Origin of the sequence: Teichococcus aestuarii (genome assembly GCF_003116135.1) — a bacterium.
GTDB lineage: Bacteria > Pseudomonadota > Alphaproteobacteria > Acetobacterales > Acetobacteraceae > Pseudoroseomonas > Pseudoroseomonas aestuarii.
In genome coordinates this window covers 33,698-54,446 of the sequence record NZ_PDOA01000004.1, presented here as the reverse complement: position 1 = coordinate 54,446, position 20,749 = coordinate 33,698, and the positions used below count along the sequence as shown (strand labels likewise).

Genomic DNA, 20,749 nt, shown 5'->3' with positions numbered 1-20,749 from the left:
GGCCTGGCGGGCCGCCGCGCGCCTCAGGGCGGCGGCGGCCCCTCGCCCAGCAGCTTCTGCATCATCACCAGGTCGAGCCAGCGGCCGGCCTTGCAGGCCACCTGCGGCATCAGCGCCACGCGCGCGAAGCCCAGCCGCTCATGCATGCGGATGGAGCGGTGGTTGGCGGCGTCGATCGAGGCGAGCATGGCGTGCTTGCCGAGCGCCCGCGCCTCCTCCTCCAGCGCCGCCAGCAGCGCGCCGCCCAGCCCGTGGCCGCGCGCATCGGCGCGCAGGTGCACGGAATGCTCCACGCTGTGGCGGAAGCCCGGCCAGGCGGCGCGGAAATCGCCGAAGCTGGCGAAGCCCAGCACCGCCCCGCCCGGCCCCAGCGCCACCAGCACCGGGTAACCCTGCGCGTGGCGCTGCGCGCACCACAGGGCGCGCCGCTCCGCCGTGTCCGGCGTCTCGGTGTAGACGGCATCGGTGTGGGCGACGATGTCGTTGAAGATCGCCACCATCTCCGGCAGGTGCCGCTCCGCCGCGGGCGCGAGGCGGATGGTGCGCAGCGCCGGCAGCGGGGAGGGCATGCCGCGCCCCTCAGCCGGCGCGGGGCGCACGCAGCGGCGGCGCCACCACCCCGGGCGGGATCGGGCAGGCATAGGGGCGGCCGCCGGTGCGGCGGGTCAGCTCCGCCCGCGCGCGGGCCAGCATCTCCGGGTCGCGGATCGCGTCCAGCGCCGTCGCCGCCATCGCCTGGGCGGCGTGCACCATGCCCTTGTGCGCCGCCGGCCGCCTGCCCTGCGCCACCATCTGCCAGGTGTGGAACGGCGTGCCGATGGCGTAGCAGGCGCCCCAGCACTGCACCGTGGGCACCACCCAGGAGACGTCGCCCACATCGGTGGAGCCGGCGTTGAAGCGCGGCGTGCCGTCGAAGGCCAGGATCTCCTCCGGCAGCGGCAGGGCGCCGCTCTCCGGCGGCGCGCCGAAGGTCGCCACGCCGCTCTCGATGTCCTCGGCCGTCAGGCTCTCGCGGATGGCGGCGGCGAAGGCGCGGTCCTCCTCGTCGAAGCGCGGCGGGCCGAGGCGGCGGATGTTCTCGTGCATCGCCATCTCCAGCACCGTGTTCGGCACCACCTCGGAGCAGGCCTTGTCCACCTCGACGGTGAGTTCCGTCTCGGTCATGTGCGCGGCACCCTCGGCGCAGCGGCGCACGCGGGCGAACAGCGCCTCGGCCTGCGCCACCTTCGGCGAGCGGATCAGGTAGAGCACCTCAGCCCGCGCCTGCACCACGTTGGGCGAGATGCCGCCCGCATCGGTGATGGCGTAGTGCAGCCGCGCGTCGGAGGGGATGTGCTCGCGCAGGTAGTTGGCGCCCATGTTCATGATCTCGACGGCGTCGAGCGCGCTGCGGCCGAGATGCGGGCTGCCCGCCGCATGGGCGGGGCGGCCCCGGAAGCGGAAATAGACCTGGAAATTGGCCAGCGTCAGGTTCGACATGACGCCGGCATAGGTGCCGGGGTGCCAGCAGATGGCGGCGGCGAGGTCGTCGAACACGCCCTCCCGCGCCATGAAGGTCTTGCCGGAGCCGCCCTCCTCGGCCGGGCAGCCATAGTAGCGGATGGTGCCGGAGAGGCCCTCGGCCGCCAGCATGTCGCGCGCCGCCGCGGCGGCCAGCATGGCGCCGGTGCCGAGCAAGTGGTGGCCGCAGCCATGGCCGTTGCCGCCCGCCACCAGCGGCGCGGGCCGCGGGTTGCCGGCCTCCTGGCTCAGCCCCGCCAGCGCGTCGAACTCGCCGAGGAAGCCGATGACAGGGCCGCCCTGCCCCACCACCGCCTCGGCCATGAAGGCCGTCTCCAGCCCGGCGACGCGGCGCGTGACGCGGAAGCCCTCCGCCTCCAGCAGCGCGATCTGCGCCGCCACGGAGCGGTGCTCGGCGAAGCGCAGCTCGGCCATCTCCCAGATGCTGTCGGCGAGGGCGGTGTAGCGTGGCGCGCGCGCGCCGATCCGGGTGGCGAGATCGTCGGGGTCCAGCGAGTCGTTGCGCATCATGCGTGTTCCGGTTGCAGCGGGCGGACCCTCGCACCTCGTGCGGGAACAGGGAAGGCCCCCGATCGGCCCCGCCGCCGCACGGCTGCGTGGGACCATGGAGAAGCCCGCGGCAACCGGCGGGGCACCGCGCGGGTTGCCTCCGCATGCCGCTCGACGACCCCTCCATGCTGGACCATGCGCGCGACCTCGCCATCGCCTACGCCCTGGCCTTCCCCATCGGCTGGGACCGCGAGCGCGAGGACCGCAGCGCCGGGCTGCGCACCTTCCCGCTGGTGGCGATCGCCGCCTGCGGCTTCCTGCAGGCGGCGTCGGAGGTGGTGCGCGACGACCCGCAGGCGGTGGCGCGCATCCTGGAGGGGCTGATCACCGGCATCGGCTTCATCGGCGCGGGCGCCATCATCCGCAGCGGGCGGCATGTGCACGGCACGGCCACGGCGGCGGGGCTGTGGACCACGGCGGCGATCGGCGCCGCCTGCGCGCTCGGCGCCTACGAAGTGGCGGTGGTGCTGGCCGTCGCCACTGTGGCCACTTTGCGCGGTCTGCGCGTGTTCAAGGAGGATCGCGATGCCTCGCGCTGAGATGATCTTGGCGAAGGGGTCGCGACCCACCATAAGCCATGCATGAAGCGTTTCTGGGATCAGGCCGCCGCTGCTCCGGCCGAGGATGGTTTCGCCGTGCTGCTCGATGGCCGCCCCCTGCGGCTGCCCGGCAGCGGCCCGCTGCGCCTGCCCCTGCCGCGGCTGGCGGAAGCCGTGGCCGCGGAATGGCAGGCCGCCGGCGGCGCCAAGGGCGGCGAGATGAGCATGGAGGAGGTGCCGCTCACCCGCGTGGTGGCCACCGCGCTGGACCGCATGGCGGCCGACCCGGCGCCGAGCGTCGATGCCATCGCCGCCTATGGGCGCACCGACCTGCTCTGCTACCACGGCACCGATGCGCGGCTGGCCGCGCGGCAGGCGCAGGCCTGGCAGCCGCTGCTGGACTGGGTGGCCCTGACCTTCGACGCCCCGCTGCGCGTGACCACCGGCGTGATGCCCGTGCCGCAGCCGCCCGAAGCGGAGCGCGCCCTGCACGCGGCGGTGGCGGCGTTGCCGGTGCTGAAGCTGGCGGCGCTGGGTGTCGCGGTGCCGGCGCTGGGCAGCCTGGTGCTGGGCCTGGCCCTGGCGCATGGCCGGCTGGACGCCGCGGAAGCCTGCCGCCTGGCCTTCCTGGACGAGACCTTCCAGCAGGAACTCTGGGGGCAGGATCGCGAAGCGCTGGAACGGCAACAGGGCATCGTGAAAGATGTCGCCCTGGCCGAGCGCCTGCTGGACCTGGCGCGCGGCTGAATGGCGCGGAAAGCGCCGGGCCACGGGCAGGGAGGAACAGCATGGACGCCAAGCGTGTCCGCATCCGTGGGCGGGTGCAGGGTGTCGGCTACCGTGAATGGATGGTCCGCGAGGCCACGCGGCTCGGCGTGCTGGGCTGGGTGCGCAACCGGCGCGATGGCAGCGTCGAGGCCCTGGTGGCCGGCGACGCCGCCGCCGTCGGCAGCCTGCTGACCGCCTGCCGCGCCGGCCCGCCCCTCGCCCGCGTCGAAGAGATCACCGAAGAGTTCGCAGATCCCCCAGCGGAGCCGGGATTTCGCCGGACCGCAACACAATGAGCAGCATGTTCCAGATCGACACGCCCATCATCCTCTATTCCTTCGACCGGCCCGCCTATCTGGAGGCCGTCTGCGTGTCGCTGACACGGCAGAAGGGGGTGCGCTACGACCCCGCGAAGGTGTTCCTGCTGCAGGATGGCGCGATCTCCGCCCTCAGCGGCCGCCGCATGGCGCGGGACGCGGATATCGAGGCCAGCGTCGCGCTGTTCCGCCGCCACTTCCCCCAGGGGCAGGTGCGGCGCAGCGAGGGCAATCTCGGCGTGGCGCGCAACATCCTGCGCGGCGAGAAGCTGGTCTTCGAGGAGCTGGACGCGGAGCTGGGCTACTTCTTCGAGGACGACCTGGAACTCGGCCCCTGGTACCTCTACGCGCTGGAGCGGCTGCGCGAGATCACCGCGCCCTTCCCGCGCATCGCCTATTTCGGCGCCTATGGCGACCACCGGCGGGACTATCCGGGCCCGGTGGTGAAATACATCCCGCTCGAGCACCACTGGGGCTTCGGCCTGCGCCGCCACGCCTGGCGGCAGATGATGGCGTGGCTGAAGCCCTATTACGACATCCTGGAAGGGGTGGACTACAACGCCCGCAACCACCGCCGCATCTTCGAGCTGTTCCGCCCGCTCGCCATCGCCAGCGAGGCTTCCTCGCAGGATGCCGCCAAGAGCATCGTCTGCCTGGAGCTCGGCCTGTACCGCGTGCTGACCACGGTCTCCTTCGGCCGCTACATCGGCGAGCGGGGCAATTCCTTCTCGCCGGCGCATTTCCGCGCCATGGGCTTCGACAAGATGCGGGTGGCGCAGAGCGAGACCTACGACTTCACGCCGTTGACCGAAGCGCGGCTCCAGGAGATCGACGCGCACCACCGCCGCCACTACGAGCGGCTGCGGCGCGAGCGCTTCGACGACATCCTGGCCGCGCATCCGGGCCGCTGAGCCGGCCCGGGAGAGGGCCGCCCCCCTCTCCCGGCGGCCCGGACTCAGCGCATCGGCGGCGCGTATTGCAGCCCGCCCTTGGTCCAGAGGTTGTTGATGCCGCGCTGCACGCCGAGGGGCGTGATGTTGCGGTCCCACATCTCGCCGAAATTGCCGAGCTGCCGGACGATCTGCACCGCCCAGTCCGGCTGCAGGCCGAGCATCTTGCCGAGGTCGCCGGTCTTGCCCATGAAGCGCTGCACGTCGGGATTCGGGCTGTCGGCGAAGCTGGCGAGGTTCTGGCTGGTGATGCCCAGCTCCTCCGCCGTCAGCTGCGCGAAATGCGCCCAGCGAACGATGTCGAAGAACTTGAAGTCGCCCTTGCGGACCACGGCGCCGAGCGGCTCCTTCGAGATGATCTCGGGCAGCAGCAGGTAGTCGGCCGGGTTGGTCTGCGTCGCGCGGAAGGCGGCGAGGGAGGAGGCGTCGTTGGTGTAGGCGTCGCAGCGGCCGGAGTTGAAGGCGGTGCGGATCTCCTCGACGCTCTCGATCACCACGGGGGTGAACTTCATGCCGTTGGAGCGGAAGTAGTCCGCCAGGTTCAGCTCGGTGGTGGTGCCGGGCTGCACGCAGACCGTGGCGCCGTCGAGCGCCCGGGCCGAGGCCACGTTCAGCCCCTTCTTCACCATGAAGCCCTGGCCGTCATAGAAGTTGATGCTGGCGAACTCGAAGCCGAGCGACGCCTCGCGCGAGAGGGTCCAGGTGGTGTTGCGCACCAGCAGGTCCACCTCGCCCGATTGCAGCGCCGTGAAGCGGTTCTGCGAGGTGGTGTTGACGAAGCGGATCTTGCTGGCGTCGCCGAAGATGGCGGCGGCGACGGAGCGGCAGGAATCGGCGTCCAGGCCGCGCATCACGCCCTGGCTGTCCGGCAGGCTGAAGCCCGCCGTGGTGCCGGTGACGCCGCAGACCACCGCGCCGCGGGCGCGGATGGCGGCGACGGTGTCCGCGCCCGCCTGGGCGCGGGCGGGCGTGGCGCCGAGAAGCGTGATGACGGCGAGGCCGGAAGCCATGGCGAAACCGCCGATGGCCGCAAGAGCGGAACGGAACACGGTGCTCTCCCTGGTTTTTCGGCCGGCGGCCAGCGCCGGCGCCACAAGCAGTTTTGATGGCGGAACGAGCCGAGGCAAGGCGATATCGCCACCACAATAGGCACACGGAAACGGGAATGCCTTCCGGATCATCGTTCTGCCCGGATTTATGCCTACCGTTTCGTATTCACACTATCATACAGCCGCCACGGCTTGCACGGAAAAGTGATCTGGCCAATTTCCCGGCGCGGCGTTACCCCTTGCTGCGGCGCCGCATGACCGGCGCCCCCTCCGGCCCGCCGTGCGGCGGCCCGCCCCTCCCTGACCGCCCCCGCCGCGTGGCCCTCCCCTGCCGGAGCGCCGCGCCGCCCGTGTCGGCCTCGCCTTGTCCATCTGTCCCGCCTTTGCCGGAATCCGCCTCATGCCGTCCTGGCTCCCGCTGCTCCTGGGCTTCCTGACCGCGATCGGCCCGCTCTCCATCGACATGTACCTGCCGGCCTTCCCCACCATCGAGGCCGAGTTCGGCGCGCCGCACGGCTCGGCCGAGCTGACCCTGGCGGCCTGGTTCCTGGGCCTCGCGGTGGGGCAGATCGTCCAGGGCAGCCTGGCCGACCGGCTCGGCCGGCGCCGGCCGCTGCTGGCGGGGCTGGTGGTCTACATCATCGGCTCCATCGGCTGCGCCCTGGCGCTGAACATCGAGGCGCTGGCCTTCTGGCGCTGCGTGGCGGCCTTCGGGGGCTCGGCCAGCATGGTGCTCCCGCGCGCCGTGGTGCGCGACCTGGCCGATGGCCACGCGGCGGCGAAGCTGATGTCGCGGCTGATGCTGGTGATGGGCGCGGCGCCCATCCTGGCGCCCAGCATCGGCGGGCTGTTCCTCGCCTTCGGCTCGTGGCGGCCGATCTTCTGGTTCAGCGCCGCCTATGCCGTCATCTCCGCCACCCTGGTCTGGCGCCTGCTGCCGGAGACGCTGCCGCCCGAGCGGCGCCTGCGCCTCGGCCCCGCCGCCATGCTGCTGCGCTACATCGCGGTGCTGCGCGAGCGCGGCTTCTACTCCCATGTCGCCATGGGCTGCGCGGCGATGTTCCTGATGTTCGCCTATGTCGGCGGCTCGGCCGCGGTGTTCGTCGGGCAGTACGGGCTGGCGCCCTCCACCTTTGCCATCCTGTTCGGCGTCAACGCGGCGGGCTTCATCGTCGGCTCGCAGTGCAACCCGCCGCTGCTGCTGCGCTTCGGCGCCCGGCGGCTGGTGCGCGGCGCCTGCTGGGTGGTCCTGGCCGCGGCGCTCGTCATGGCGGCGCAGGCCTTCCTCGGCGTGCCGCACTGGCTCGGCCTGCTGGCGCCGGTCTTCGTCATGATGTTCGCCTCGGCGCTGGTGCTGCCCAACGCGGCGGTGGGCGCGCTCAGCCGCCACGCCAACCAGGCCGGCGCCGCCTCGGCGCTGATGGGCACGCTGCAATTCACCGTGGCGGGGTGCAGCGGCGTGCTGCTCAGCCAGCTGGCCGACGGCACGGCGCGCCCGATGGCCGCGCTGATCCTGGCCGGCGCCCTGGCGCTGGTGGTGGCCGAGCGGCTGCGGCCCGCCCCCGCCGGGCGCGCGCGCTGAGCGCGCGCCTCACTCCCGCCTGAGGCGCCAGACGGCGTTGCCCACATCGTCGGCCACCAGCAGGGCGCCGTCGCGGGTGGGCAGCACGCCCACCGGGCGGCCGCGCGCCTCGCCCTCCGGCGTGCGGAAGCCGGCGAGCAGCTCCACCGGCGCGCCCTCCGGCCGCCCGTCGCGGAACGGCACCAGGATGACGCGGTAGCCGGCCGGCGGGTCGCGGTTCCAGGAGCCGTGCTGGCCCACCACCGCCGCCCCCGCCGTGCCCGGCCCCATCCGCCCGTCCGGCAGGAAGGCGAGGCCGAGCGAGGCGGTGTGCGCGCCCAGCGCGTAGTCCGGCGCGATGGCCCGCGCCACCAGATCCGGCCGCTGCGGCGCGACGCGCGCATCGACATGCTGGCCGAAATAGCTGTAGGGCCAGCCATAGAAGCCGCCCGGCCGCACGGCGGTCATGTAGTCCGGCACCAGGTCGTCGCCGATCTCGTCGCGCTCGTTCACCGCCACCCAGAGCGCGCCACTCTGCGGGTTCCAGGCCAGCCCCACCGGGTTGCGCAGGCCCGAGGCGAAGACGCGCCGCGCCCCCGTGGCGCGGTCGATCTCCAGGATGGCGGCGCGGTCCCGCTCCTCCTCCAGGCCATGCTCGGCCACGTTGGAGTTGGAGCCGACGCCGACATAGAGCCGGCCGCCATCCGGGCTGGCCACCAGGCTCTTGGTCCAGTGGTGGTTGCGCCCCGCGGGCAGCTCGGAGAGCCTCTCGCCCGGCACGTCGATGCGGGTGGCGCCCGGCGCGTAGGGGAAGCGCAGCACCGCGTCGGCATTGGCCACGTAGAGGTCGCTGCCCACCAGCGCCATGCCGAAGGGGGAGTTCAGCCCCTCCAGGAAGGCCGTGCGGGTCTCGGCACGGCCGTCGCCATCGGCGTCGCGCAGCAGGGTGATGCGGTTGGCGCTGGGCGTGCGAGCGCCGGCGCGGCGCATGATGAGGCCCTGCACCCAGGCGCGGAGGCCGCCGCCCATGCCCTCGGGCTTGGGCGGCGCGTTGCTCTCGGCCACCAGGATGTCGCCATTCGGCAGTTCGTAGAGCCAGCGCGGATGGTCGAGCCCGCTGGCGAAGGGCTGCACGCGGAAGCCCGGCGCGGGGGTGGGCATGGCACCCTCCGGCCAGCCGGTGGCCTTGGCCACCTTCACCGTGGGCAGCAGGCCCTGGCGCGGCTCGGGCAGCTGCGGGTGCGGGCCGTAGCCGGCGGCCTCCGGCAGGGTGGCGCCGCCGCCGCAGGCGGCCAGCGGCAGCAGCAACGCCAGCGGCAGGAGGCGCCCCGCCCCTGACAGGGCCGCGCGATGGCGCGGGGTTCTGGCTGGAGTCATGGCCGGCGCTTCCTCCTGCTGCGGGCCTCGGCCCTCGCGGAAGGAAACGCCGGCAGTGCCGGAGCGGTGGCGCGGCCGGCTTCAAAAAGGCGCGGCCCCGCCGGGCTCCACACCAGGCCGCGCCTCCGCAAACCCTGCCAAGCCGCGCCTTCGCGCGCGGGCCTGCAAAGGCGCGCCTCCGCACGCGGGCCCCTCAGGGGATCAGCCTCGCCGCGCGCAGCCGCGCGAACAGGTCCAGGAAGGCATCGTCCGTCGGCTGCTGGTCGAGGAAGCCGAGGCGGCGGCTGCGGGACATGTCGGTGACCACCTCGATCGGCCGGCCCAGATCGGCATCGGTGTGCCAGGGGGAAGCGAGCCGGCCGAGATCCGGCTCGGCCAGGCCGTGCCGCCCGGCCAGCGCCCGCCAGGTCCCGGCATCCTCCGCCATCTGCCGCTCCAGCGGATGCACCGTGCCGTCGAAGGGCGCCGGCTCCAGCCCGAACCAGCCGGCGATGCGCCCCCACATCCAGCGCCAGCGGAACACGTCGCCATTGACCACGTTGAAGGCCAAGTCGCGCGCCGCCGGGGTGGTCGCCGCCCAGAGCAGGTGGCGGGCCAGCAGCCGGGCGTCGGTCATGTCGGTCAGGCCGTTCCACTGCGCGGCCGAGCCGGGAAAGCGGAAGGGCCGCCCCGTCTCGCGGCAGAGCGTGGCGTAGGCGGCGAGGGTGGTGCCCATGTTCATGGCGTTGCCCACCGCCATGCCGATGATGGTGTGCGGCCGGTGCACGCTCCAGGAGAAGCCGTCCCGCGCGGCGGCGGCGAAGACCTCGTCCTCCTGCGCGTAGTAGAAGTTCTCGACGTCGAGCCGCGCCTGCTCCTCGCGGAACGGGGTCTCGGGCAGCACGCCCTTGCCGTAGGATTCGAACGGGCCGAGATAGTGCTTGAGGCCGGTGACCAGCGCGACATGCCGGGTGGCGCCGCCCGGCCGCAGCGCGTCCAGCAGGTTGCGCACCATGGCGGCGTTGACGCGGATGTTCTCCGCCTCGGTGGCCTGCCGCAGCCAGGTGGTGATGAACACCGCCTCCGGCCGCAGCCCGGACAGCGCCGCCGCCGTGCCCGCCGCGTCGCGCAGATCCGCGGCGACGGGACGGATGCCGCCCGGGCCGCTGCCGGGGCGGCGGGACAGGCCATGCACCGTCCACCCCTCCTCCAGCAGCCGTTCCGCCACCGCGTTGCCGACGATGCCGCTCGCCCCGACCACCAGCGCCGTGCCTGCCATGTCCTGCCTCCGGTCCAAATGCGCCCCTCACCTGGGCGGTGGCTTGAGGCGCGTCCAGACGGCACCAATCTGGGACATAGTCACCATAAGGTAACCACCCATGGACAAAGGCAGCCCCGAGGCGGAATGGCGGGAGGATTGCGCGCCGCGCCGCGTGCTGGCGCTGTTCGCCACCAAGTGGACGAGCATGGTGCTGCACACGCTGCACGCCCGCCACCAGGGCGCCGCGCGCACCGGCGTGCTGCTGCGCAGCCTGCCCGGCATCTCGAAGAAGATGCTGACCCAGACGCTGCGCGAGATGGAGGCGAGCGGGCTGCTGACCCGGCATGTGCAGGGCAGCGTGCCGCCGGCGGTGGAATACCGGCTGACGGCGCTGGGGCGGCGCTGCGTGGCGCCGGTCGAGCTGCTCTATGCCTGGGGGCGGGAAAACGCGGACGCGCTGGACCAGCTGGCCCGGCGCCCCACCGCCCGCCGGTGAGGCGCCGCCCCGCCCTCACCGCGTCAGCGGCACGGGCGCGGCGCCGGTCCGCAGGCGCAGCGGCTCACAGGGCCTGCGGCGCAGCGCCCGCCACGCCGAGCGCCTCCATCACCAGCGCCGCGGTCGGCGCCGCCGAGGCCGGGTTCTGGCCGGTCACCAGCCGGCCGTCGCGCAGCGCGAAGGGCTGGAAGTCCGGCCCCGCCTCGTGCCGGGCGCCCAGCGCCTTCAGCCGGCTCTCCAGCAGGAAGGGAACCGCCTGGTCGAGGCCGACCGCGCGCTCCTCGCTGTCGGTGAAGGCGGCGATCCGGCGGCCGGCGACGAAGGGGGTACCGTCCGCCTTGCGGGCGGAGACCAGCCCCGCCGGGCCGTGGCAGACCGCGGCGACGACCCGCCCCTCGCGGTCGAAGCGCTCGACCAGCGCGGCCAGCGCCGCGCTGCCCGGATAGTCGAACATCGTGCCGTGCCCGCCGGGCAGGAACAGCGCGTCGTAGCCCGTGGGGTCGATCTCGGTGAAGCACGGCGTGGCAGCCACCGCCGCCTGCAGCGCCGGGTCCTGCCGGTAGCGCCGGACCGACGCCTCCTCCTCCCCCTCGGCGGCGAGGCTGCGGGCATCGACCGGCACCGCGCCGCCCGCGACCGAGGCCAGGGTCACCGCGGCGCCGGCGTCTTGGAAGGCGTAGTAGGGGGTGGTCAGCTCCTCCAGCCAGAGGCCGGTGGGCTCCGTGCCGGGGGTCATGCGGTCGGCCGAGGTGGTCACGATGAGGATGCGGGGCATCGCTCTGTCTCCTGTTGTCGGGGGGGTGTGCCGGCGCGGACGGCGCGCCGGCCGCGTCCTGTCCGTGCCGTCCAGATGGGGCAGGCCGGGCATCAGCAAATCCCAGGAAACTGGCGAGCCGCCATAAATCCATTTATGGCAACCCGATGTCGCTGCCACAGCTGCGCACCTTCATCGAGGTCTACCGGCGCCGCTCGCTCAGCGGCGCGGCGCGCGCCCTCGGCCTGAGCCAGCCGGCGGTGTCGCAGCACGTGGCGTCGCTGGAGGCGCAGCTCTCGCACCGGCTGTTCGAGCGGCGCCCGCGCGGCGTACAGCCGACCGCGATCGCCGACGACCTCGCCGCCGCGCTTGGGAACAGCCTGGATACGGCGGAGGCGGCGCTGGCCACGGCGCGCGCCCGCTCGGCGCGGCTGTCGGGCACCGTCCACATCGCAGCACCCTCCGACTATCTGGGCGAGCATGTCGCGCCGCGCCTCGGGCCGCTGGTGGAGGCCGGGCTGGACCTGCGGCTGCATATCGGCGGCCGCGCGGCGCTGTACGAGATGCTGCTCGATGGCCGCGTCCATCTCGGGCTGACGGCCTCGCTGCCCGAGGATCCGCGCCTCGCCTGCCAGGGGGTGGGCGAGGAGAACCTGCGCGCCGTGGCGGCGCCCGCCATCGCCGCGCGGATCGCCGCCGCGGCGACGCTGCGCGAGGGGCTGGCGGCGGTGCCCCACCTCGCCTACGACCTCGACCGCCCGCTGCTGCGCAGCTGGCTCGAGGCGAACGACATCGTGCTGGAGCGGCTGCCGGCGGTGACGGTGCCGGACCTGCGAGTGCTGCGCGCCAGCCTCTGCGCCGGCATCGGCTGGTCCGTGCTGCCCGGCTACCTGACGCGGGAGCAGCGCGGGGATGGCAGCCTGGCCGAGATCCCGGCGCCGCGGGAGGTGCCGCGCAACCAGTTCTACCTCGTCTGGGCGCGGGCGGCGCTGCGGCACCCGCGCGTCGCCTTCGCGCGGGACATCCTGCTGCGAGCGCTGGCCGGGGGCGGCTGAGCTGCGGGCGGGGGCTCAGGCCCCCGCGCCGCTCACTCCCACTCGATGGTGCCGGGGGGCTTGCTGGTGATGTCGTAGGTGACGCGGTTGATGCCGCGCACCTCGTTGACGATGCGCCCCGCCACCCGCGTCAGGAACTCCATGGTGAAGGGGTAGACATCGGCCGTCATGCCGTCCGTGCTGGTCACGGCGCGCAGCGCGCAGGCGCTGTCATAGGTGCGGCCGTCGCCCATCACGCCCACGGTGCGCACCGGCAGCAGCACGGTGAAGGCCTGCCAGATGGCGTCGTACAGCCCGGCGGCGCGGATCTCCTCCAGATAGATGCTGTCCGCCTTCTGCAGGATCTGCACCTTCTCGCGCGTCACCTCGCCGGGGATGCGGATGGCCAGCCCCGGCCCCGGGAAGGGGTGGCGGCCGACGATCTCCTCCGGCATGCCCAGCTCCCGGCCGAGCGCGCGCACCTCGTCCTTGAACAGGTCGCGCAGCGGCTCGACCAGCCGCATCCGCATGTCCTCCGGCAGGCCGCCCACATTGTGGTGCGACTTGATGGTGACGGAGGGGCCGCCGGTGGCCGAGACGCTCTCGATCACGTCCGGGTAGAGCGTGCCCTGGGCCAGGAAGTCGGCGCCGCCGATCTTCTCCTGCTCCTCCTCGAACACCTCGATGAACAGCCGGCCGATGGTCTTGCGCTTCAGCTCGGGGTCGGTGACGCCGGCGAGCTGGCCGAGGAACAGGTCGGAGGCGTCGCGGTGCACCAGCTTGATGTTGAAGCGGTCGCGGAAGGTCTGCACCACCTGCTCGGTCTCGCCGGCGCGCATCACGCCGTGGTCGACATAGATGCAGGTGAGCTGGTCGCCGATCGCCTCGTGGATCAGCACGGCGGCGACGGAGGAATCGACGCCGCCCGAGAGGCCGCACACCACCTTGCCGTCCCCCACCTGGGCGCGGATGCGGGCGATGGCCTCGGCGCGGAAGGCGGCCATGGTCCAGTCGCCCTGGCAGCCGCACACCTCGTGGGTGAAGTTGCGCAGCAGCTGGGTGCCGTGCGGCGTGTGCACCACCTCGGGGTGGAACTGGATGCCGTAGAAGTGGCGGCTGTCATCGGCCACCATGGCATAGGGCGCGCCGGGGCTGGTGGCGACGATGCGGAACCCCTCCGGCAGCCGCGCCACGCGGTCGCCATGGCTCATCCACACCTGCTCGCGCGCGCCGGGGGACCAGAGGCCCTGGGTCAGCGCGCAATCCTCCTGCACCTCGACATAGGCGCGGCCGTATTCCTGGTGGTCGCTCTTCTCGACCAGCCCGCCGAGCTGCATGCACATGGTCTGCTGGCCGTAGCAGATGCCGAGCACGGGGATGTCCATCTCGAACACCACCTGCGGCGCGCGCGGGCTGCCCTCGTCCACGGTGCTGGCCGGGCCGCCCGAGAGGATGATCCCCTTCGGGGCGAAGCCCTGGATGCGCGCGGCATCGGCCGTGAACGGCCAGATCTCGCAATAGACGCCCGATTCCCGCACCCGGCGCGCGATCAGCTGCGTCACCTGGCTGCCGAAATCGAGGATGAGGATGCGGTCGTGGGAGGAGAGGTCGGCCATGCCGGCTTCCACCACAACCGCACCGCCGAGGCAAGGCTCTTGCGCGGCGCGGCAGGGTTGCGGCACCGATATGGTGCCGGGCCGCCCCTTGATCGGCGGCGGGCCCGCCGCCACGCTGGGAAGCGAACTTTCCAACGGGACGACAACTCCAATGACCTGGTCGATCGTGGCGCACGATCCCGCAACCGGCGCCTTCGCCGTGGCCGTCACCACCTGCGCCTTCGCGGTCGGTGCCTCCTGCCCCTATGTGCGGGCGGGGGTGGGCGCGGTCTCGACCCAGTCCTTCACCAACCGCTACCTCGGCCCGGCGGTGCTGGACGGCATGGCGCGCGGCCTCTCCCCCGCCGCCGCCATCGAGGGCGCGCTGGCCGGCGACGACGGCCGCGCGCTGCGCCAGATCCACGCCGTGGACCGCCAGGGCCGCACCGCCGCCTGGACCGGCGAGAGCTGCGTGGAATGGGCCGGCTCGCAATCCGGCCCCGGCTTCAGCGTGGCCGGCAACATGCTGGCCAACCCGGCCGTGGTGGGGGAGACGGCGGCCACCTTCCGCGCCGGCACCGGGCTGCTGCTGCCCGAGCGGCTGGTGCTGGCGCTCGATGCCGGCGAGGCCGCGGGCGGCGACCGGCGCGGCCGGCAATCGGCCGCCATGAAGCTGGTGACGACGGAGGACTTCCCCGACATCGACCTGCGGGTGGACGACCATCCGGAGCCGCTGGTGGAGCTGCGCCGCCTGCTCGGCGTCTGGCGGCGGGAGCGGGCGCCGGGCCTGGCCACCGCGCCGCGCAAGGCCGACCCGTCCGGGCTGATCGACAAGGCGATGATCGAGGCCGGCTGGCGCGCGCGCGGGCTGGATCTGCGCTTCCCGCGCCGCTGACGGGGGCACGGGGAAGGCCGGGCGCAAAAAAAAAGCCCAGGGGCGATGTCCCTGGGCCTTCGCGACGGCACAAGGCCGGCGGCTCGGATGGGGCGCGGGCCGCTCAGCGCGGCGCCAGCACCATGATCATCTGGCGGTTCTCGAGGCGCGGCATCTGCTCGACCTTGGCCAGCTCGGCCAGCTCGGTGCGGATGCGCTCCAGAACCTTCACGCCCAGGTCCTGGTGGGCCATCTCGCGGCCACGGAAGCGCAGGGTGACCTTCACCTTGTCGCCTTCCTCGATGAAGGACTTGGCCGCGCGCATCTTCACGTCGTAATCATGGTCATCAATGTTCGGGCGAACCTTGATTTCCTTGATCTCGACGATCTTCTGCTTCTTGCGGGCCTCGTTGGCCTTCTTCTGCTGCTCGTACTTGTACTTGCCGTAGTCGGTGATCTTGCAGACCGGCGGCACGGCGTTGGGGCTAATCTCCAGGAGATCCATGCCCAGCTCATAGGCGCGCAGCAGGGCTTCGCGCGCGCTCATCACGCCGAGCATCTCGCCGTCCTGGTCGATCAGGCGCACCTGCGGAACGCGGATATCCTCGTTCACACGCGGTCCGTCGCGGGCGGGCAATTGGTTCGGAATAGGGCCTCGGGCCAGAGTCGGCTCCTGTCGCTGTTGAAACGCTTTGGGTGAGTCTTATGGTGCAGCAGTCACGCTGCTGCAACCATTGCCTGCTCTTTCAGATCGGGAGGCGTTGCCTCCGCCGCAAGGGTGGCCACGGCCTCCTGCAGCGTCAGCGTCACCTGCTCGCGCCCGGGCAGGCGGCGCAGCACCACCTTGCCCTCCTCCGCCTCGCGCCGGCCGATCACGGCCAGCACGGGCACGCGCTGGTCGATATGGTCGACGACCTTGCGGTTGATCTTTTCATTGCGCAGATCCAGCTCCACCGCAAGCCCGGCCTTCTGCAGCGCGGCGGCCACCTGGCGGGCGAAGGGCGCCGCCTCGTCGACGATGGTGGCCACCGCCACCTGGACGGGCGCCAGCCAGAGCGGGAAGCGCCCGGCATGCTCCTCGATCAGGATGCCGAGGAAGCGCTCGAAGGAGCCGAGGATGGCGCGGTGCAGCATGACGGGGCGGTGGCGGTTGCCATCCTCCCCCACATACTGGGCGTCGAGCCGCTCGGGCAGCACGAAATCCACCTGCAGCGTGCCGCACTGCCAGTCGCGGCCAATGGCGTCGCGCAGGACGAATTCCAGCTTCGGGCCGTAGAAGGCGCCCTCCCCCGGGTTCAGCTCGTACTCCACGCCGGCGGTGGCGCAGGCCTGCTTCAGCGCGCCCTCGGCGCGGTCCCAGGTGGCGTCGTCGCCGGCGCGCTTCTCCGGCCGGTCGGAGAACTTCACGCGGAAGCTCTCGAAGCCGAAATCCCGGTAGATCGCCGAGAGCAGCGCGACGAACTCCACCGTCTCGCCGGCGATCTGGTCCTCCGAGCAGAAGATGTGCGCGTCGTCCTGCACGAAGCTGCGGACGCGCATGATGCCGTGCAGCGCGCCCGAGGGCTCGTAGCGGTGGCAGGCGCCGAACTCGGCCATGCGCAGCGGCAGCTCGCGGTAGCTGCGGAGGCCCTGGTTGAAGATCTGCACATGGCAGGGGCAGTTCATCGGCTTCAGCGCCAGCAGGCGGTCCTTCTCGGACTCGTCGTCCACGGTCGCCAGGAACATGTTCTCGCGGAACTTCTCCCAGTGGCCGGAGGCCTCCCACAGCTTGCGGTCCACCAGCTGCGGCGTGCGCACCTCCTGGTAGAGGGCGGCGTCCAGCCGGCGGCGCATGTAGTCCTGCACCCGGCTGTAGAGGCGCCAGCCCTTGGGGTGCCAGAAGATGCTGCCCACCGCCTCCTCCTGGAGGTGGAACAGGCCCATCTCCTTGCCGATCTTGCGGTGGTCGCGGCGCTCCGCCTCCTCCAGCTGGTGCAGGTGGGCGTCCAGCTCCTTCTGGTCGCGCCAGGCGGTGGCGTAGATGCGGCTGAGCATGGCGTTGCGGTGGTCGCCCCGCCAGTAGGCGCCGGCCACCTTCATCAGCTTGAAGGCGGAGCCGATATCGCCCGTGCTCCGCATGTGCGGGCCGCGGCAGAGGTCGAGCCACTCGCCCTGGCGGTAGATGCTGATCGGCACCTCCACCGGCAGGTCGCGGATCAGCTCGGCCTTGTAGCGCTCGCCCTTGGCCTCGAAGAAGGCGATCGCCTCCTCGCGCGGCCATTCCTCGCGCACGAAGGCGGCGTTCCGCGAGATGATCTCCCGCATCTTCGCCTCGATCGCCGGGAAGTCCTCGGGCGTGAAGGGCTCGTTGCGGGCGAAGTCGTAGTAGAAGCCGCCCTCGATGGCGGGGCCGATCGTCACCTGCGTGCCGGGGTAGAGCTCCTGCACGGCTTCCGCCAGCACATGCGCGGCGTCGTGGCGGATCATCTCCAGCGCCTCGGGGTCGCGCCGCGTGATGAAGCGCACGGCGGCGTCGGACTCGATGCGGTGGGAGAGGTCGCGCAGCACGCCATCGACCTGCATGGCCAGCGCCGCCTTGGCGAGGCCGGGCCCGATGGCGGCGGCCACGGTGGTGCCCGTCACCGCCTCGTCGAAGACGCGGACGGACTGGTCGGGCAGCGTGATCGCAGGCATCGGAAATCCATTCCCAGAAGCTGGTGGAAAAAGGGCGCCGGACCATGAGGGCGCAGGCGCAGCGCGTCAACGGCTAATGGGTTGATATGGGGTGAAGGCCGCTGCCGCGCCGCCCCGGGGGGAAGGGAGGCGGCCATGCCACAGGGGCATGGCCGCGGGGGGCTTCTCGAAGGTCCCCCTTCTCCCGCCGTGTCCTGGCCGGCGGTGGCGGCCGGGAAGCCGCGCGCCTCAGCCCAGATCTTCCGCCTCGTCATAGGTGCGCTTGACCAGGAACAGGGCGAAGAACACCCCGAACAGGAACAGGCCGAGGCCGAACAGGGTCAGCGGCCCGTCCACCGAGGCGCCGGCGGCCAGCAGGCCGGTAAGGGCGATCAGCGCCGAGAACAGCAGGAAGAAGATGCGGGTGGGGCTCATCGGGGGTCTCGCGGCTTGGAGGGCAGGTCGTCGTAGAGGATGCGGGCGGCGGCGCCGTCCAGGTCGTCATACTGGCGGGCGCGCAGCGTCCAGAGGAACAGCAGCAGGGCGAGGCCGCCCAGGAACAGCGCCAGCGGCACCAGCAGCAGCAGGGCACTCATGCCTTCACCTTCCCGGCGCGCAGCGCATTGAGGATGACGATGATGGAGGAGGAGGCCATCACCAGCGCCGCGATCAGCGGCGTGGCGTATCCCAGCACCGCGCAGGGCACCGCGACCATGTTGTAGATCAAGCTGAAGGCGATATTCTGCCGCGCCAGGCGCTGCGCCCGCCGCGCCACGCGGATGGCGTAGGGCAGCGCCCCCAGCCCTTCCCCGCGCAGCACCAGGTCGGCCGCGCCCTGCGCCAGGTCGGTGGCGCCCTGCGGCGTGGCCGAGACATGCGCCAGCGCCAGGGCGGCGGCGTCGTTGATGCCATCCCCCACCATCAGCGGCCGGTGCCCGGCCACGCTCAGCGCGGCGATGCGCTCCGCCTTGCCCTCCGGCGTGGCGCGCGCCTGCCACGGCCCGATGCCGGCGGCGTGGGCGGCGGCCTCCACCGCCGGCGGCGCGTCGCCCGAGAGCAGCTCGGCCTCCAGCCCCAGCTCCCGCAGCGCCGCCACGGCGGGGGCGGCATCCTCCCGCAGCCGGTCGGCGAAGCGGAAGGGCACGGGGGAGAGGCCGGGGCGCGCCAGCCACAGCGTCAGCCCCTCATCCTCCTGCGGCAGGCCGATGAAGGGGGCGCTGCCGAGGCGCGTCTCGCCCTCCGGCCCGCCCCCCTGCGCACCGGCGAGGCGGAGGCCCTGGCCCGGCACCTCCACCACGCCCTCCGGCGCGGCGGGCGCATCGGGGCAGGCCGCCACCAGCGCGCGCGCCAGCGGGTGGCGCGAGGCCCGCGCCAGCGCCGCCGCCTCGCGCAGCGCCGAGGGGGGCCGGCCCGGCTCCTCCAGCAGCACGGGGCGGCCTTCGGTCAGCGTGCCGGTCTTGTCGAGCACCACATGGCCGGCGCCGGCCAGCCGCTCCAGCGCGGTGGCCGAGGCCACCAGCACGCCGCGGCGGAACAGCGCGCCGCTCGCCGCCACCTGCACCGCCGGCACGGCGATGGCGAGGCCGCAGGGGCAGGTGATGATCAACGCGGCGACGGCCGGCACCAGCGCCGCCTGCCAGGAGACGCCCACCCACAGCCACCAGCCGAGGAAGGTGGCCAACGCCACCGCATGCGCCGCCGGCACGTAGAAGCGCGCCGCCTTGTCGGCGATGGAGACGAAGCGGCCGCGCGCCTGCTCCGCCCGCTCCAGCAGCCGCGCCATGGCGGCGAGCGAGCCGTCGGCCAGCGCGGCGGTGACGCGCAGCACGAAGGGGTCGCCGAGATTCACCGCGCCGGCGGCCAGGGCCTCGTCCCGGCGCAGCAGGCGCGGCAGGCTCTCGCCGGAGGTGGCGGCGGTGTCGACCAGCGCCTCGGGGCTATCCACCACCCCGTCCAGCCGCAGCCGCTCGCCGCGCGCCAGCAGGATGCGGTCGCCGGCGCGGATGGCGGCGGCGGGGCAGGACTCCGCCACCCCCGACGAGCAGAGCCGCTGCACCGTGCCCTCCTGCAGCGCCAGCAGCTCGGCCACCGCCTGGCGGGCGCGGCGGCGCGCGGCGCGGTCCAGCACCCGGCCCGCCAGCAGCAGCGCCAGCAGGGCGGTGGCACCGTCGAACCAGGTGTAGTCGCCGTTGCGCAGCGTCTCGGACAGGCTCATCGCCGTGGTGGCGAGGATGCCGAGCGAGACGGCGAGGTCCATGTTCGGCCGCCCCGCCCGCACCGAGCGCCAGGCGGAGCGGTAGAAGGGCATGCCCGCCACCAGCACCACCGGCAGGCCGATGAGCGCCGCCAGCCAGTGCATCAGGTGGCGCGTGGCCTCGCCCATGTCGGTGCCGGCCCAGACCGCCACCGAGACCAGCATGACGTTCATCATGCCGAAGGCGGCGATGCCGAGCGCGCGCAGCAGCGCCCGCCCCTCCGCATCCTCGGTGGCGCGCAGGCAGGCGGGGGACCAGGGCGCGGCGCGGAAGCCGAGCCGGGCGATCAGCGCCACCAGCGCGTTGGCGCGCGCCGCCCCGCCCCGCCATTCCAGGGTGAGCCGGCGGGCGGAGAGGCTGGCGCGGGCGCGCAGCACGTCCGGCTCCTGCGCCAGCGCCTGCTCCAGCAGCCAGACGCAGGCGCCGCAGGTGAGGCCGGAGACCACCAGCTCCAGCGTGTGGGTGCCGCCGCGCCCGGGCAGGGCGAGGGCGGCGAAATCCGTCTCGGGCGGGGCCTCCGCCGGGCGCAGCGTGCCGGCGGCGGTCTCCTGCCGGCGGTAGAAGGCATCGAGGCCGAGGCCGGAGACCAGCGCGTGCGCGCCCGCGCAGCCGGCGCAGCAGAAGCGCGCCGCCCCCTCCGGCAGGGGCGCGCCGCAATGGGCGCAGGCGGCGGCACCCCGGGGCGCCGCCTCGGCCAGCAGCGCGGTCATGGCGCGGCGCTCCTCACCACGATCCTCTGGCGGATGTCGAGCTGCCGGCCGCCCGGGCCGGTCAGCACCAGCCGCGCCTCCCACTGCCCCGGCCATGGCGGATTCGCCTCGGCGAGGAAGTGGCCCGGCGCGGCGGCGGCGAAGTTGAGCGGCACCGTCTCGCCGCTCAGCGGGCGCAGCAGCAGGCCCTGCACCGTGCCGGCCACGGGGCGGCCCGCCGCATCCTCGGCGGCGAGGGCGAGCACCCCCTCCTCCAGCCGCAGCGTGGCGCGCCAGCCCAGCGCCCGCTGCCGGGCGCTCTCGGCCAGCACGTCGTTGTAGGCGAGGCCGCGGTCATAGGCGCGGCCCACGGTGACGCCGGTGAAGCTGGACAGCGCCGCCCAGATCAGCACGCCGTTCACCGCGATCACCAGCGCCATGCCGCCGACGAACACCCAGGGAATCCAGCCGCTGCGGCGGGGCCGGGGGAGCGGGGCGGCGGCGGCGGTCGAGCCATCCATGGCGGAAA

General features: G+C 73.2%; 21 protein-coding genes. 8 read left to right on the top strand and 13 right to left on the bottom strand.

The window, feature by feature from the left end; genetic code table 11:
- Window positions 1–23: 23 nt before the first annotated feature.
- On the bottom strand, window positions 24–569 hold the full coding sequence (locus tag CR165_RS08080; RefSeq protein ID WP_109516476.1) for a GNAT family N-acetyltransferase: 546 nt from the start codon (window positions 567–569) through the stop codon (window positions 24–26).
- Window positions 570–579: 10 nt separating this feature from the next.
- Window positions 580–2,031 carry an amidohydrolase gene (locus CR165_RS08075; RefSeq protein ID WP_245906244.1) on the bottom strand — a complete coding sequence of 484 codons (1,452 nt, stop codon included), beginning with the start codon at window positions 2,029–2,031 and terminating at the stop codon, window positions 580–582.
- 143 nt (window positions 2,032–2,174) lie between these two features.
- On the opposite strand from CR165_RS08075, the gene CR165_RS08070 reads away from it, so the two are divergent.
- From CR165_RS08070 to CR165_RS08055, 4 genes are read left to right on the top strand one after another with little or no spacing between them, the layout of a single operon-like run.
- Window positions 2,175–2,609 (top strand): MgtC/SapB family protein, encoded by a 435-nt coding sequence (locus tag CR165_RS08070; protein WP_219929707.1) that lies wholly within the window; start codon window positions 2,175–2,177, stop codon window positions 2,607–2,609.
- Window positions 2,610–2,651: 42 nt separating this feature from the next.
- Window positions 2,652–3,356, top strand: a complete 705-nt coding sequence (locus tag CR165_RS08065; protein ID WP_109516475.1) for an ATP12 family chaperone protein — start codon at window positions 2,652–2,654, stop codon at window positions 3,354–3,356.
- 41 nt (window positions 3,357–3,397) lie between these two features.
- Window positions 3,398–3,673: an acylphosphatase gene (locus tag CR165_RS08060; RefSeq protein ID WP_109516474.1), complete on the top strand. Its 276-nt coding sequence runs from the start codon at window positions 3,398–3,400 to the stop codon at window positions 3,671–3,673.
- A complete protein-coding gene (locus tag CR165_RS08055; protein WP_109516473.1) occupies window positions 3,670–4,605 on the top strand; it encodes a hypothetical protein in 936 nt (311 codons plus the stop codon). Before CR165_RS08060 ends, CR165_RS08055 begins: the two co-directional genes overlap by 4 nt.
- Before the next feature lie 44 nt (window positions 4,606–4,649).
- On the opposite strand, the gene CR165_RS08050 is transcribed toward CR165_RS08055, so the two are convergent.
- Entirely contained in the window at window positions 4,650–5,654 is a 1,005-nt protein-coding gene (locus CR165_RS08050) for an amino acid ABC transporter substrate-binding protein (RefSeq protein WP_109516472.1), read from the bottom strand.
- Between the two features lie 439 nt (window positions 5,655–6,093).
- Between CR165_RS08050 and CR165_RS08045 the strand changes: the two genes are divergently transcribed.
- On the top strand, window positions 6,094–7,275 hold the full coding sequence (locus CR165_RS08045; RefSeq protein ID WP_109516471.1) for a multidrug effflux MFS transporter: 1,182 nt from the start codon (window positions 6,094–6,096) through the stop codon (window positions 7,273–7,275).
- A gap of 9 nt (window positions 7,276–7,284) precedes the next feature.
- On the opposite strand, the gene CR165_RS08040 is transcribed toward CR165_RS08045, so the two are convergent.
- The gene (locus tag CR165_RS08040) at window positions 7,285–8,631 is read right to left on the bottom strand and encodes a PQQ-dependent sugar dehydrogenase (RefSeq protein ID WP_109516470.1); all 1,347 of its coding nucleotides are present in this window, start codon (window positions 8,629–8,631) and stop codon (window positions 7,285–7,287) included.
- Window positions 8,632–8,824: 193 nt separating this feature from the next.
- Window positions 8,825–9,889: an SDR family oxidoreductase gene (locus tag CR165_RS08035; RefSeq protein WP_109516469.1), complete on the bottom strand. Its 1,065-nt coding sequence runs from the start codon at window positions 9,887–9,889 to the stop codon at window positions 8,825–8,827.
- 100 nt (window positions 9,890–9,989) lie between these two features.
- Between CR165_RS08035 and CR165_RS08030 the strand changes: the two genes are divergently transcribed.
- A complete protein-coding gene (locus CR165_RS08030; protein WP_109516468.1) occupies window positions 9,990–10,367 on the top strand; it encodes a winged helix-turn-helix transcriptional regulator in 378 nt (125 codons plus the stop codon).
- 64 nt (window positions 10,368–10,431) lie between these two features.
- Here CR165_RS08030 and CR165_RS08025 read toward each other — a convergent pair whose 3' ends face one another.
- A complete protein-coding gene (locus tag CR165_RS08025) occupies window positions 10,432–11,142 on the bottom strand; it encodes a type 1 glutamine amidotransferase domain-containing protein (RefSeq protein ID WP_109516467.1) in 711 nt (236 codons plus the stop codon).
- A 146-nt stretch (window positions 11,143–11,288) separates the two neighbouring features.
- Between CR165_RS08025 and CR165_RS08020 the strand changes: the two genes are divergently transcribed.
- Window positions 11,289–12,176, top strand: coding sequence for a LysR family transcriptional regulator (locus tag CR165_RS08020; RefSeq protein WP_109516466.1), 888 nt, complete (start codon window positions 11,289–11,291; stop codon window positions 12,174–12,176).
- A 32-nt stretch (window positions 12,177–12,208) separates the two neighbouring features.
- On the opposite strand, the gene guaA is transcribed toward CR165_RS08020, so the two are convergent.
- Window positions 12,209–13,771 (bottom strand): glutamine-hydrolyzing GMP synthase, encoded by a 1,563-nt coding sequence (gene guaA / locus CR165_RS08015; RefSeq protein WP_109516465.1) that lies wholly within the window; start codon window positions 13,769–13,771, stop codon window positions 12,209–12,211.
- Window positions 13,772–13,922: 151 nt separating this feature from the next.
- On the opposite strand from guaA, the gene CR165_RS08010 reads away from it, so the two are divergent.
- Window positions 13,923–14,645, top strand: coding sequence for a DUF1028 domain-containing protein (locus tag CR165_RS08010; RefSeq protein WP_109516464.1), 723 nt, complete (start codon window positions 13,923–13,925; stop codon window positions 14,643–14,645).
- 103 nt (window positions 14,646–14,748) lie between these two features.
- Here CR165_RS08010 and infC read toward each other — a convergent pair whose 3' ends face one another.
- The 6 genes from infC to CR165_RS07980 form a co-directional block, all read right to left on the bottom strand.
- The gene (infC, locus tag CR165_RS08005; RefSeq protein ID WP_109516463.1) at window positions 14,749–15,261 is read right to left on the bottom strand and encodes a translation initiation factor IF-3; all 513 of its coding nucleotides are present in this window, start codon (window positions 15,259–15,261) and stop codon (window positions 14,749–14,751) included.
- An 80-nt stretch (window positions 15,262–15,341) separates the two neighbouring features.
- The gene (gene thrS, locus CR165_RS08000; protein WP_109516462.1) at window positions 15,342–17,297 is read right to left on the bottom strand and encodes a threonine--tRNA ligase; all 1,956 of its coding nucleotides are present in this window, start codon (window positions 17,295–17,297) and stop codon (window positions 15,342–15,344) included.
- 228 nt (window positions 17,298–17,525) lie between these two features.
- A complete protein-coding gene (locus tag CR165_RS07995; RefSeq protein WP_109516461.1) occupies window positions 17,526–17,711 on the bottom strand; it encodes a hypothetical protein in 186 nt (61 codons plus the stop codon).
- The gene (gene ccoS, locus CR165_RS07990; protein WP_109516460.1) at window positions 17,708–17,872 is read right to left on the bottom strand and encodes a cbb3-type cytochrome oxidase assembly protein CcoS; all 165 of its coding nucleotides are present in this window, start codon (window positions 17,870–17,872) and stop codon (window positions 17,708–17,710) included. Before ccoS ends, CR165_RS07995 begins: the two co-directional genes overlap by 4 nt.
- Entirely contained in the window at window positions 17,869–20,241 is a 2,373-nt protein-coding gene (locus tag CR165_RS07985; RefSeq protein WP_109516459.1) for a heavy metal translocating P-type ATPase, read from the bottom strand. The genes ccoS and CR165_RS07985 overlap by 4 nt, the downstream gene beginning before the upstream one ends.
- Entirely contained in the window at window positions 20,238–20,741 is a 504-nt protein-coding gene (locus tag CR165_RS07980) for a FixH family protein (RefSeq protein WP_181378053.1), read from the bottom strand. The genes CR165_RS07985 and CR165_RS07980 overlap by 4 nt, the downstream gene beginning before the upstream one ends.
- Between the last annotated feature and the right edge of the window lie 8 nt (window positions 20,742–20,749).